At 61.3% G+C, this 13,506-nt stretch carries 11 protein-coding genes and 1 pseudogene; 5 read left to right on the top strand and 7 right to left on the bottom strand.

Going from position 1 to position 13,506, the window contains the following annotated elements:
* Positions 1–3 precede the first annotated feature (3 nt).
* The 6 genes from N434_RS12115 to iolG all read right to left on the bottom strand — a co-directional run bounded on the left by N434_RS12115 (position 4) and on the right by iolG (position 6,331).
* The gene (locus N434_RS12115) at positions 4–888 is read right to left on the bottom strand and encodes a MurR/RpiR family transcriptional regulator (RefSeq protein ID WP_110758040.1); all 885 of its coding nucleotides are present in this window, start codon (positions 886–888) and stop codon (positions 4–6) included.
* 75 nt (positions 889–963) lie between these two features.
* Positions 964–2,088, bottom strand: coding sequence for a Gfo/Idh/MocA family protein (locus N434_RS12110; RefSeq protein ID WP_110758038.1), 1,125 nt, complete (start codon positions 2,086–2,088; stop codon positions 964–966).
* Positions 2,081–3,049 (bottom strand): hydroxyacid dehydrogenase, encoded by a 969-nt coding sequence (locus N434_RS12105; RefSeq protein ID WP_110758037.1) that lies wholly within the window; start codon positions 3,047–3,049, stop codon positions 2,081–2,083. The genes N434_RS12110 and N434_RS12105 overlap by 8 nt, the downstream gene beginning before the upstream one ends.
* Positions 3,050–3,862: an HpcH/HpaI aldolase family protein gene (locus tag N434_RS12100; RefSeq protein ID WP_110758333.1), complete on the bottom strand. Its 813-nt coding sequence runs from the start codon at positions 3,860–3,862 to the stop codon at positions 3,050–3,052. It abuts the gene before it with no gap.
* Between the two features lie 27 nt (positions 3,863–3,889).
* Positions 3,890–5,320, bottom strand: coding sequence for an NAD-dependent succinate-semialdehyde dehydrogenase (locus N434_RS12095; RefSeq protein WP_110758035.1), 1,431 nt, complete (start codon positions 5,318–5,320; stop codon positions 3,890–3,892).
* A gap of 3 nt (positions 5,321–5,323) precedes the next feature.
* Entirely contained in the window at positions 5,324–6,331 is a 1,008-nt protein-coding gene (gene iolG, locus N434_RS12090) for an inositol 2-dehydrogenase (protein ID WP_110758034.1), read from the bottom strand.
* A gap of 105 nt (positions 6,332–6,436) precedes the next feature.
* On the opposite strand from iolG, the gene iolD reads away from it, so the two are divergent.
* From iolD to N434_RS12065, 5 genes are read left to right on the top strand one after another with little or no spacing between them, the layout of a single operon-like run.
* Positions 6,437–8,308 carry a 3D-(3,5/4)-trihydroxycyclohexane-1,2-dione acylhydrolase (decyclizing) gene (iolD, locus tag N434_RS12085; RefSeq protein WP_110758032.1) on the top strand — a complete coding sequence of 624 codons (1,872 nt, stop codon included), beginning with the start codon at positions 6,437–6,439 and terminating at the stop codon, positions 8,306–8,308.
* Position 8,309: 1 nt separating this feature from the next.
* The gene (iolE, locus tag N434_RS12080; protein WP_110758030.1) at positions 8,310–9,203 is read left to right on the top strand and encodes a myo-inosose-2 dehydratase; all 894 of its coding nucleotides are present in this window, start codon (positions 8,310–8,312) and stop codon (positions 9,201–9,203) included.
* Positions 9,200–10,012: an SDR family oxidoreductase gene (locus tag N434_RS12075; RefSeq protein WP_110758028.1), complete on the top strand. Its 813-nt coding sequence runs from the start codon at positions 9,200–9,202 to the stop codon at positions 10,010–10,012. The genes iolE and N434_RS12075 overlap by 4 nt, the downstream gene beginning before the upstream one ends.
* Before the next feature lie 4 nt (positions 10,013–10,016).
* Positions 10,017–11,078: a sugar phosphate isomerase/epimerase family protein gene (locus tag N434_RS12070; protein ID WP_110758027.1), complete on the top strand. Its 1,062-nt coding sequence runs from the start codon at positions 10,017–10,019 to the stop codon at positions 11,076–11,078.
* Positions 11,075–12,238: a Gfo/Idh/MocA family protein gene (locus N434_RS12065; RefSeq protein WP_286172219.1), complete on the top strand. Its 1,164-nt coding sequence runs from the start codon at positions 11,075–11,077 to the stop codon at positions 12,236–12,238. The genes N434_RS12070 and N434_RS12065 overlap by 4 nt, the downstream gene beginning before the upstream one ends.
* Positions 12,239–13,138: 900 nt before the next feature.
* On the opposite strand, the pseudogene N434_RS12060 reads toward N434_RS12065, so the two are convergent.
* A pseudogene (locus N434_RS12060) lies at positions 13,139–13,506 on the bottom strand (hypothetical protein); the annotation flags it as partial.

Genomic DNA, 13,506 nt, shown 5'->3' with positions numbered 1-13,506 from the left:
TGCCTAGAGGCCGGTCACCGTCGGAATGCGCGGCGCGGTCTCGTTCTTCTGAACCCGCGCGGCAACGGCGACGGCCAGAGCCTGCGCAAGGCACATCGGCGCTGCCAGAGACCGGGAAAAGCTGTAGTCATGCTCGGGGACCGAGAACAGGACCTTTGCCGATTTTGCCAGCGGCGACAGGGTACTGTCGGAAATCGCTACGGTCGGCACACCGATCCTTTCCGCCTCCTCGACGATATTCACCACTTCCGTCGCGTAAAATCGGAAGGACACCGCGATCAGCACGTCACCGGTCTTCATCGTCCGCGCCATATGGGTGGCGAGCCCGCCGCCGGGATCGAGAAGGATACATTGCTTGCCGAGCATGGTGAGAATGTAACGCAGCAGCTCCGCCACCGGTGCGGAGCGCAGCTGGCCGACGAGATAGACTGTACCGGCGGCCTCGATCAGATCGGCGGCGGTGCCGAGCTGTTCGGCGCTGATGCGTTCGAGCAGGTCCTGAAGGGAGGCGATATCCCTGACGACAAGATCGTGAAGGAAACCATATTCCGAACGGTCCTCGCGGCTTTGCAATTCATCGTCGAGCGCGCGCACGCGTGCCTCGAAACCCGGAGCCGCCGTCGCCAGCCGTTTCTGGAACAGCGCCTGCAGCTCCTTGAAACCCTTGTAGCCCAGCGACTGCGCGAACCGCACGAAGCTGGAGGCGTGGATGTTGTGCCGCTCGGCAATGGTATTGACCGAGTGCACGGCGACTTCATTGGGGTTCTGCGTCAGATAAACGGAAATCCGCTGATAGGTCTTGCTCATCTGATCATGACGATCATGGATGAGGCGGATCAGTTCTTCGTAATCTTTCGGAGGGTCGACGGGCTGCGGTTGTTGCTTCATGGCATGATCTTGCAATATTTATTGCGGTTTTCCAAGAGGCATGAAGGTCCGCAGCCCGCCGCTTAATCCGGGATTTCAGGCGTCGACATCCATCCATTGCCTTGTGGATGACGAGCGCTGGATCGTCTCGACCAGCCGCTGGATGCGCAGGCCGGCAGCGAAGCCGAAAGGCTCAGGTACCTGTCCCGCGATCGCCCGGAGATAACCCTCGATTTCGATGGCTTTCAGGTCGTTGAAGCCGAGCTGATGGCCGGGCGCGACGCAGAAGCGGCCATAGGGCGCGTGGTCAGGAGAGGCCTCTATTTTGCGGAAGCCACGGCGGCCGGCCGGGTCAGCGGCGGAATAGAAATGCAGCTCGTTGAACCGCTCCTGTGTGAAATAAAGCGCACCCTTGTCGCCGTAGATCTCGAAATCATGCTGCATCTTGCGGCCGGTGGCGATCCAGTTGCCTTCGACCGAGCCCTGCGCGCCATTGGCGAAACGCAGGAAGGCGCGCCCCACATCGTCCACTTCCACCTTGCGTGTACCGCCCTTGCCATCCGGCCGCTCGGCAATCAGCGTCACGCAATCCCCCATCACTTCGGTTATCGGACCAAGCAGGAATTCGGCTGCGGCAAGCGCGTGCGAGCCGATATCGGCAAGCGCACCGCCCCCGGCCGGATCGTGGCGGAAGGTGAAGGTGCCTGCGGCGTCGGCCATATAATCTTCGGCATGCAGACCGCGATAACCGCGTATCTTGCCGAGTTCACCTGACGCCACCATTTCCCGCGCCAGCCGCAGCATGGGATTGCAGAGATAGTTGAAGCCCACCTGCGTTTTGACACCACGCGCAGCCGCGGCTGCGGCCATCTCGCCGGCATCCGCAGCAAGCGGTGCCAGCGGCTTTTCGCAATAGACATGTTTGCCGGCAGCAATGGCGGCAAGCGCCATTTCCTTGTGCAGGGCGTTCGGCGCGGTGATGTCGACGAGGTCGATATCCGGATCGGCGATGATGCTGCGCCAGTCCGCCGTGGAATGCGCAAAGCCGAAATCCGCAGCTGCCCGTGCAGCCGCATCTTCGGTGATGTCGGCAACGGTGTGCAGTTCGATCCGGTAGGGGAGGTCGAAGACCTTCTGGGCAGAGGCGAAACCGAAGACATGGGCTTTGCCCATGAAGCCGGTGCCGATGAGGCCGACGCGTAGAACGGGTTTTTCAGACATGGGCAAATTCCGGATTGACGATGAGGCCGGGATCGATCGTCCCTTTCAGATAATTGACGGCGTTCTGGATGGACGCGATGGCCATCCTCTCCCCGCATTCCGTCGTAAGCCCGGCAATATGCGGCGACAGGACGGTATTGAACTGCGACAGCAGCGGGGAGGAGCTTTCCGGCGGCTCGTCGTCGAAGACATCCAGCCCGGCCGCACCGACATGACCCGAGGCAAGTGCCTCGCTGAGCGCCTTTTCACAAACGACACCGCCACGGGCCGTGTTTGACAGGACGACACCGGGTTTCATCAGAGCGATTTCGGCGGCCCCGATTGCCGGGCTTGGCCCTTTGGGAATATGCACGGAAATATAGTCGGCCCAGGGCAGGCCCTCTTCCAGCGATACGGGTCTTGTCGGCCCCTCGGGCCATCCCGATTGCAGCAGGTAGGGGTCATAGGCGCGGATATGCATGCCGAAACCCGAAGCCATTCTGGCGAGATGCCGCCCGATCCGGCCATAACCGAGGATGAGCAGGTTCTTGCCGGATATTTCCTGCTGCTCCAGCCTGTTGCGCCAGCTCCACTGTCCGGCCTCCCGGACGGCGCGGTCGGCGAGTATGGCTCGCTTTGCCGCCGCCAGCAGCAGCATCATCGCATGTTCGGCGACGGAGACGGAGTTGACGTCGCCGACGATGGTGAGCGCGATGTTGCGCCGGTTGAGTTCGGCAAGATCGACGCTATCGTAACCCACTCCATGGCGGGACACCACTTTCAGCCGTCCGGCCCTGGCAATGGTGGCTGCCGAAAGTGGCTGTGTGCGAATGACGATGGCATCCGCTTCTTCGATGAAGGGAGCGTAGGAGGCTTCGGAAACGTCTTCGATATAGCGGACGGAGAAGCCGAGGGCCGGCAGGTCGCGCAGCATGGCCTCGCCGGAAGGATGAAGTTTTCCGGCCACGAGAAGGTTCGGCATTCAATACCCCCCTTTGCCATCGGTTTTTTTGGCCGTCTTTTCCACCAGCTTGCGCCAGGTCGCGGTCGATTCCGTCGCTGCAGCAGCCAGCAGGCGGGAATCGCCTGATACGGTGGTCATGTCGAAACCCCATTCCACCGCGCGTGCCGCGTAATCCGCTGTGCCGCAATGGAGGGCTGCCTTGACGCCGTTGCGGTGGCAGGCATCGAGGATGCGCTTGATGGCGTCAATGACCTCGGGCTCCTCGCGGTCAAAGGCAGGTGTCAGTTGCCCTTTAGAAAGCGAGAAACTCAGGTCGGCGGGACCGACATAAATCCCGTCGAGGCCGGGGGTGGAAGCGATCTCCTCGAGATTGTCCATCGCCTCTGCCGTTTCGATCATCGCAAAGGCGAGGATTTCGTCATTGGCTTCTGCGGCATAATTGCCGCCGGCTGCGTAAACGGCGCGGGTGGGGCCGAAGCTGCGCTCCCCGAGCGGCGGGTAGCGCATGTAACGAACGAATTGCTCGGCCTGCGCCCGGTTGTTGATCATCGGGCAGATGATGCCATAAGCCCCGGCATCCAGAACCTTGGATATCCACGCCGGATCGAGCCAGGGCACCCGCGCCATCAGAACCTTGTCCGAAGCGCGCATTGCCTGGAACATGCCGAGCACGTCCTTGTAGTCAACCGCGCCGTGCTGGATGTCGATGGAGATGGCGTCATAGTCCTGCGCCGCCATGATTTCGGCGCTGAACGGGCTGGCAATGGACAGCCAGCCATGCAGCACCGGACGTCCCTCGGCCCAGATTTCCTTCAACTTGTTTTTCCGCATGATTTTCTCCTGCAAGAATATTCGTCTTCAAAAGACGATCTGGGCGAGTTTGGTTTCGAGATAATCGCTTATCCCCTCGATACCACCCTCGCGCCCCATGCCGGAATGGTTGGTGCCGCCGAAAGGCGCTTCGGATGCGGCGAGCGCGAAGCTGTTGATGCCGACCATGCCGGATTTCAGTGCCGCTACCGTTCGCCGTGCCCTGTCCGGAGAACGGGTGAAGGCATAGGCGGAAAGGCCCATGTCGGAGGCGTTGGCCCGCTCCAGAACCTCGTCCTCGGTGCTGAAGCGGGTGATCGCGGCAATCGGACCGAAATTTTCTTCGGCAAAAACCTTCATCGTGTCCGTCACGTCGGTCAGTACGGTGGGCTCGAAAAAGAAACCGTGGTTCAGCTGCGATGGGCGTTTGCCGCCATGGGCGATTTTCGCGCCGGCGCGCACGGCGTCGGCGACCACCGCCTCGATGTCCTCAAGGCGACCGGCATTGATGAGCGGACCCATTCCTGTATCGGCATCAAGCCCGTCGCCAAGCTTGATCTTCGCCGCGCGGGCCACGAAACCATCGACAAAGGCATCGTGCAGGCTCTCGTGGACGAAGATGCGATCCGGCGTGACGCAGACCTGGCCGCAATTGGCGAATTTGGTGGGCACCGCAAGATCGAGCGCGGTGTCGAGATCCGCATCGTCATAAATGATGAGGGGTGCATTGCCGCCCAGTTCCATAGAGACCTTTTTCACGGTCTCAGCGGCGTCACGGATCATTTGCTGGCCGACCCGGGTGGAGCCGGTCAGCGACACCTTGCGCACGCGCTTGTCCGCCATGATCGGGCCATAGGTATCGGCGGTCGAACCGACAACCAGGTTGACGGCGCCATCGGGAAAGCCGGCGGCCCTGAGGCAATCGACCATGACCATGGCGACACCCGGCGTCTGGGATGAGGGGCGCAGCACGACGGGGCATCCGGCGGCGAGCGCCGGGGCGAGCTTGCGGGCCGGAAGGGCGGCCGGAAAATTCCAGGCGGTGAAAGCGCCGACGATGCCGACTGCTTCGCGTGTCACTTCAAATCGTCCGCCGGGCACCCGGCTGTCGATGATGCGGCCATAGATGCGGCGCGCTTCTTCGGCGAACCAGCGGAACTGGTCGCAGGAAAGCGTCCATTCGCGACCCGCCTGGGCAATCGGTTTGCCGGTCTCCAGCGAGATCATCTTCGCACCCTCATCGGCACGGCGCAACATTTCGTCGGCTGCGCGATGCAGCGCTTCGGCACGTGCGAAGCCGCCCATGGCGCGCAGTTTCGGAAGGGCCGCAGCGGCCGCGTCGATCGCATCGCGGGTTTGATCGGCGCTGGCAAGCATCACCTCGCCGAGCGCAGCGCCGGTGACCGGAGAGACGACCTCTCCCGTTGCGGCACCGGCAAGCCAGCGGCCATTGATGAAAAGTCCAAAATTCGCGTACATGGTTTATCCGATCTCGCTTGTGTTGACGGTGCGCCCCTCGGCGACAGAGCGGATCGCCGCTTCGGCCAGAAGCAATGCCAGCCGGCCGTCTTCGAAGCCGACCTCCGGTGCCTTGCCCTGTTCCACCGCATCGACGAAGGCGCTGATTTCCGCTGCGAAAGCATCGGCATAACGGTCGATGAAGAAGTTCATCAGCGGTGCTGCCCGGTCGGTGCCGGTTTCGGTGTGGAGGCGCAGGTGATTGAGCGTCCGGTTTTCGGAAATCGCCATGCCGGCACTTCCGAAGGCTTCCACCCGCTGATCGTAGCCATAAACCGCGCGGCGCGAATTGCTGATCGTGCATTGTTTGCCCGAAGCGGTTTTCAGCACCACGGTCACGGTGTCGTAGTCGTCGCATTTTTCCATCAGCGCCGGATCGACCAGCCGCGAACCGGTAGCGGAGACTTGGCTGATCTCTTCACCCAGAATGAAGCGGGCCATGTCGAAATCATGGATCGTCATGTCGCGGAAAATGCCGCCCGACATTTCGATATAGGCGGCGGGCGCCATGCCAGGGTCGCGCGAGGTGATGACGACCTGATGCAGATCGCCTATCGTTCCGTTTTCGACGGCCTCACGCACGGCGCGGTGTCCGCTGTCAAAACGCCGGACGAAGCCGAGCATGATCGGTACGCCGCTGCCGGCAATTTTTGTTGCACAGGCGTTGACGCGGTCGAGGGAGAGATCGATGGGCTTTTCGCAGAGCACCGGTTTTCCGGCGGCAACCGCCTTTTCCAGCAGATCCGCATGGGTGGGGGTTGAGGTGGCGATCAGCACGGCGTCGACCTCAGGCGAGGCAAAAACCGCCTCGGCCGACTCGAATCGTGTCACATCAAGCTTTTCGGCAATTTCTTTCGCCGAGGGCTCGTATACATCAAAGACACCAGCCAATGTCGCGCGTGGATGAGCGACGATGTTTTCCGCATGCATGCGGCCGATACGGCCCACGCCAAGCACTGCAATTCTCAGCATTGAAATTTTCCTCCCGAGGTATTTGGCAATAATCATTGCAAAGTACAGAATTTGTCAATATGTATTCCAAAAACATATCAACAACCATCCGCAGGAGGAGGCGAGATGACCGCGAAGACCTTACGCCTGACCATGGCCCAGGCGCTAGTACGTTACCTGTGCAACCAGTTTACCGAGATCGACGGAGAGCGCGTTCCCCTGTTTGCGGGCGTGTTCGCCATTTTCGGGCACGGCAATGTCACATGCCTTTCCGAAGCTCTGGAGACGGTGCAGGACCAGTTGCCGACCTGGCGCGGGCAGAACGAACAATCCATGGCGCTTGCCGCAATCGGCTTTGCCAAGGCAAAGCGGCGCAGGCAGATCATGGTCGCTGCGACTTCGATCGGGCCGGGAGCGTTGAACATGGTGACCGCCGCCGGCGTCGCCATGGCCAACCGGCTGCCCGTTCTCCTCATTGCGGGCGATACCTTCGCAAGCCGCCTGCCGGACCCGGTTCTGCAGCAGGTCGAGCATTTCGGCGATCCGACACTGACCGTCAATGACGCGTTCAAATCCGTGGTGCGTTACTGGGACAGGATCGTGCTGCCGGAACAATTGCTGCAATCGCTGCCGCAGGCGGTCGCAACCATGCTCGATCCGGCCGATTGCGGCCCGGCTTTCATCGGTCTTGCGCAGGATACGCAGGAAATCGCTTTTGATTATCCGGCAGTCTTTTTTGAACCGAAGGTCTGGAAAATTCCTCGGCCGCGTCCTGACCGTGACGCCGTGGCGACTGCCGCCCGGCTGCTGGCGCAGGCGAAACGTCCGCTCATCATTTCCGGCGGCGGCGTGCGTTATTCGCTGGCGGAAGAGCGCCTTGCCGATTTCGCTGCAAAGCGCGGCATTCCCGTGGTCGAAACCATCGCCGGCAAGGGCGCGCTCACCCATCACCATCCGGTCCATGCCGGGCCGATCGGCATCGTCGGATCGACATCGGCGAATGCGCTGGCCAAGGATGCGGATGTCGTGCTGGCGATCGGTACCCGGCTTCAGGATTTCACCACGGGTTCCTGGACGGCTTTCTCCTGCGATGCGCAGTTCATTTCCGTCAACGCCGCCCGCTTCGATGCGGTGAAACACCGGGCGCTTTCCGTGGTCGGCGATGCGCTGGAGACAATCGAGGAACTGGACCACGCGCTCGGCGCCTACAAGGCCGATGCCGCCCATATGCAGCGGGCCAAAACGCTGTTTGCCGAATGGGATAATCTGCTCGACGAACACCAACGCATCACCAATGCGCCGGTTCCTTCCTATGCGCAGGTGGTTGGCGTGCTGAACCGGGTGGCGCGTCCCGAAGATACGCTGATTGCGGCGGCGGGCGGAACGCCGGGTGAGGTGACCAAGGGCTGGCGGGTCAAGAACCCGAATACGTTCGATTGCGAATTCGGTTTTTCCTGCATGGGTTATGAAATCGCTGCCGGCTGGGGCTGCTCCATGGCGCAGGAAGGGCCGGGCGGTACCGGCGGCGTTCCAATCGTCATGCTGGGGGATGGCACCTATATGATGATGAACTCGGATATTTATTCAGCCGCGCTTACCGGGCACCGGATGATCGTGGTGGTCTGCGATAATGGCGGCTATGCCGTCATCAACCGTTTGCAGCAGGCCAAGGGCGTTCCCGGCTTCAACAATCTGCTGGCAGATTGCCGCGTCAGGGACAGGGAAAATCCGCTGCATGTCGATTTCGTCAAACATGCGGAAGCCATGGGCGCCCATGCGCGCAGGGCCGAAAGCCTTGCCGATCTTGAAGACGCGATGATCTGGGCGCAGGGCAACGATGGCGTGACCGTCATTTCCATCGTTTCCGATGCGTGGAAATGGGTGCCGGGCGACGCCGACTGGGATGTCGGTGTTCCCTCCGTCTCCAGTTTCGAGACAGTGCGTGCCGCCCGCGCCGCGCAGGAAAACATCCGCAAGGCGCAGCGAGTGGGGGTCTGAGATGAAAGCAAGACTTGGTATCGCGCCGATTGCCTGGTGGAATGACGATCTTGCCGAGCTTTCCGATGATGTGAGCCTTGAGGAATGCCTGCGGCAGGCAAGCGAAGCCGGCTTTACCGGAATGGAGACCGGGCGCCGGTTTCCGATGGATATGGCGGAGCTTGGGCCGATCCTCGACCGCTACGGCATATCGGTATGCGGCGGCTGGTTTTCCGGCCTGCTGCTGGATGGCGACATCGAGGCGGAGAAAGACCGCATCGCGCAGCAGATGGAATTCTTCATCGCCGCCGGTGCGCCCTGCATCGTTTATGGTGAAACGACGCGCTCCATTCAGGGCGTGCGCTCCGCTCCGCTTGCCACGAAGCCCCGGCTCGACGAGGCCGGCATGGCGGCCTATGGCCGCAAGATGTCCGACTTTGCCGACTGGTGCGCGGCGAAGGGCATGCCGATTTCTTACCATCACCATATGGCGGCCGTGGTGGAGACCGAGCCGGAACTCGATCTCTTCATGAAGCACTCCTCCGTGCCCCTGCTGTTCGATGCCGGGCACATGGCCTTTGCCGGCGGCGATGTCATGCGTGTCATCGAAAACCATCATGCACGCGTTACCCATGTCCACACCAAGGATATCAGGCGTGAGGTTGTCGATGGGCTGGACAGGAGCCGGGAGAGTTTCCTCGATGCCGTCATCAAGGGCGCCTTTACCGTGCCGGGCGATGGCAGCCTGGATTTCGAGGCGATCGTCAAGGCGCTGGCGTCGAAAGGTTACGAGGGCTGGTTCGTGGTCGAGGCGGAGCAGGACCCGGTCAGGAACCCGCCGCTGGACATGGCCCGAAAGGGGCACCAGGAATTGCTGCGCGTGATGGACGCCGCTGGATATGAGGTCGTGAAATGAACCGTATTGAAGGAAAGATCGCCGTTGTTACCGGCGGAACCCAGGGTCTGGGCGCAGCGGTTGCGCAGGTGTTTGCGCAGGCGGGCGCGGCGGGGATCGTCATTGTCGGGCGCGGTGTGGAAAAAGGACAGGCGGTCGCGGATGCCATCACACAGAAATCCGGCGTGCCGGTTGAGATGGTGGCGGCCGATCTCGGCGATATCGATGATGTCCGCAGCATCATTCCGGCGACGGACAAACGCTTCGGTCGGGTCGATATCCTCGTTAACGCGGCGGGCCTGACGGATCGCGGCAATATGCTCAACACGACGCCCGAGCTTTTCGACCGGATGTTCGCGGTCAACACGCGTGCGCCATTCTTTCTCATTCAGGATGCGGCAAAGGTGATGATCCGCGAGGGGATCGAGGGTCGTGTCGTTAATGTCGGATCAATGTCGGGTCTGACAGGCCAGCCTTTCCTTGCGCCCTATGCGGCGTCCAAGGGCGCGCTTGCCACCGTCACCCGCCATGCCGGCTTTTCGCTGATGCGCCACCGTATCCATGTGAACCAGCTCGATATCGGCTGGATGAATTCCGATCACGAGCGCAAGCTTGTCCTTTCCGAGACCGGCGATCCCGATTTCATCGACCGTGCGGCGGCGGCCAAGCCGTTCGGGCGCATCCTCGATCCGCTCGAAGTGGCCCGCGCTATCCTGTGGATGTCCTCCGACGACAGCGGCATGATGACGGGCGCGGTTATCCCCTTCGATCAGTCGGTCTATGGCGGTTACGACGACGCGCCGGTGCCGGCGAAAAAGCTGGAGGAATAAGATGATGCGGACCATCAAGGGGCCAGGCGTCTTCCTGGCGCAGTTCGCCGCGGATGAGGCGCCCTATAATTCGCTTGCCTCGCTGGCGGCGTGGGCCTCGGCCAAGGGCTTCAAGGGCGTGCAGATTCCCACCTGGGATACGCGCCTGATCGACATGAAACAGGCGGCGGAAAGCGATGCCTATTGTGATGATCTGAAGGGCATGCTCGGCGAGCATGGGCTGGAGATCACCGAACTCGCCTCCCACATCACCGGGCAGCTTGTGGCGGTGCACCCTGCCCATGACGCGATCATGGACAGTTTTGCGCCGGAGCATGTGCGCGGCTATCCCGCAAAGCGTCGGGCATGGGCCGAGGAACAGCTGCGCTTTGCCGCCCGCGCCTCAAAGCGTCTCGGCATCGACCGCCATGTGACTTTTCCCGGGGCGCTTTTATGGCCCTATCTTTATCCCTATCCGCAATGGCCCGAAGGGCTGGTGGAAGAAGGCTTTGACGAGCTTGCGCGCCGCTGGACACCGATTCTCGATGACTTCGACGCCCATGGCGTGGACGTCTGTTATGAAATCCATCCCAGCGAAGACCTGCATGACGGCCACAGCTGGGAGATGTTTCTCGACAAGGTCAAGGAGCATCCGCGGGCGAACCTGATGTATGATCCCTCGCATCTGGTTCTGCAGGGAATGGATTATCTCGCCTTCATCGACCATTACCACGAGCGGATAAAAGCCTTCCACGTCAAGGATGCCGAGTTTCGTCCAGACGGAAAATCAGGCGCCTATGGCGGTTATCAGCCCTGGTCCAAAAGGGCCGGCCGCTTCCGCAGCCCCGGCGACGGGCAGGTCGATTTCGGGGCGATCTTCACCAAGCTGACGACCTACGGCTTCGATGGCTGGGCGGTGCTGGAGTGGGAATGCTTCGTCAAAAATCCGGAGGACGGCGCGTCTGAAGGCGCGCGTTTCATCGCCGATCACATCATCCGCGTTTCGGACCGCGCCTTTGACGATTTCGTCAAATCCGGCGCGAACCGCAATGCCAACCGCGCCATGCTGGGGCTGGAGGAACAATGACTATCGAAAGACCACTTCGTCTGGGCATGATCGGTGGCGGTCAGGGAGCCTATATCGGCAACATCCACCGTCTTGCCGCACGCCTTGACGGCAAATGGCTGCTTGTGGCCGGGGCCTTCGATGTCGATCCCGAAAGAGGCCGCGCCTTCGCCATCAATGAGGGACTCGACCCGGCCCGCAGCTATGGCAGCTATCAGGACCTGATCGCCGGCGAGGCTGCCCGAGAGGATCGTGTCGATGCGGTTGCAATCTGCACACCGAATTTCACCCACTATCCGATAGCGAAGGCGCTGATCGAGGCAGGTTTCGACGTGATCTGCGAAAAACCGCTGACCGCGACGCTGGAAGACGCCATCGCGCTGGAAAAACTGTCGCGGGAAAGCGGCCGCTTCGTTGGGGTGACCTATACCTATTCCGGATACCCGATGGTGCACGAAGCGCGTGCGCGCGTCGCGGCGGGTGAGATCGGCGAGGTTCGAACCGTGCAGGTGGAATATCCGCTGGAATGGATGGCGACGGCCATCGAACAGCAGGGCAATGCCCAGGCGGCATGGCGTACCGACCCGAAAAAGAACGGCCGCGGCGGCTCCATCGGCGATATCGGCACCCATGCCTATCATTTGGCTGGCTTCGTGACCGGGCTGAAACTGCAGTCGCTCACCGCCGATCTCGCCACTTTCGTGGTGGGGCGGGCGCTGGATGACAATGCCCATGTGATGATGCGTTATGAGGGCGGCGCGCGGGGGCTCCTGTGGTCGTCGCAGGTGGCGCTCGGCAATTCCAACGGCGTGCGTCTGCGGGTTTTCGGCGCGACCGGTTCGCTGCAATGGTTTCAGGAACAGCCGAACGAACTCGTCTATACGCCGCTTAACGGGCGTGTGCAGACCATCAAGCGGGGCGCGGATGATCTTTCCGAAGATGCGAAGGTTCGAACCCGCACTCCGCCCGGCCATCCGGAGGGATATCTGGAGGCCTTCGCCAACCTCTATGCCGGTTTCGCGGAAGCCATCCGTGCCCGCAAGGCGGGCCGCGAGCCCGGTGCAATCGGCCGCAACATCCCGCTTGCCTATGACGGGCTGAAAGGCGTGGCCTTTGTGGAAGCGGTGGTGGACAGCGCCGAAAGCACCGATCCGCGCTGGATCACGCCGGTGGCGGTGTAGACGCGCAGCGGACTGCGCTGGAAATCGACCTTTCGGACAGGCCATGTCGGTCCGGAAGGTTTTGGCTGTTCCGAGCAGGTGATGCGCTCCGTAGGTTTGTCGCTACGACGATTGTCTTCTCTGATAATGCACGTCTCTCGCAATGTCTGCTATTGGGATTTCTTTGCAACACGCCCATGTGTGCCTGTCCGGGGCATCGGCCAATTGCCAAGCCAACTACAAGGTAGCGGTCACAACGACTACGCTGCGGAGCATCTCAAACGGCGACTATGTCAAGCTGGTAGCAACGTCGGCATCCTCGTTCGACACCCCGCAACCCTTGGCCTCACCATCAACGACCAAGACTTGCCCCGGACGGTACGGACACGTCCAACCAACACTGTTCCGGTTAACCTCGTCGCATTCGCTACGATAATAGAACGCGAACACAGTGTTCGCGTCCGGTCCGTCATAGCCCAGGTCACCGGGATCACGGACACAACGACGCCGACTCTCAAGAGGCTCGAAGGCGTACCGGCCGACAACTACGGCACCGTCTACATTACATCTGCACCGCAAGCGCTGCATCGACCGGAACTACGCTTCGGTGCGAAATGCAGGGACGGCGAGCTTCACCATCGCACCAGGTGGCTATATCCAACTTTCACTCGTGTCGTCCTCCCACTATGACACGACTACAAAACTGAAGCCTACAGTGGACGGTATCGAGAGGATTTTCTCGGTCAGGGCAAGAGCATTAGACACGACACGCGAAAACCTTGGGGTGTTTAGGGACGCGACCAATGCTGCGGTTAGCTTTTGACCCGGACCCGCAGTCGCTTCGGGCGGGACGCATCAAATTGGTCGTTGATCGCCCTGATGCGTGCTTCAATTTCCGTATCGCCGTGATGCGCGTCCGGCTTATATCGTCAGCGGGTGTGAGTTCTTGGCCAAATTGATGGCGGCCACTTCCGCGGCGTGATGGGCATAGGCGAGATAGGTTACCGGCAGCGCCGTCAACGATTTGTGGCGTCGTGTGATCGCCATCGACTTTGCCGCTTCCTCGCCAAATCTGGCGATGGAGAAGTTCTCCTTCTTCTGGCCTTCACGGGTCGTCAGCGTTGCTTGCCAGACATCACCTTCGGCCGTCTCTACACGTCTGACACCGGAGATGCCGCTTCGGTTGTTCTTGCGCAGAAGCACGGCCTGCTCGTGGTTGGTGGCGGGCGCAATGGCAAGCAGGATGGCGTCGCGATAGGCACGCGCCTGACGGTAGGCGGCATCGCCCG

It is taken from the genome of Rhizobium sp. UGM030330-04, assembly GCF_003208455.1.
GTDB classification, from domain to species: domain Bacteria; phylum Pseudomonadota; class Alphaproteobacteria; order Rhizobiales; family Rhizobiaceae; genus Agrobacterium; species Agrobacterium rhizogenes_A.
This window is presented reverse-complemented; position numbering and strand designations above follow the sequence as displayed.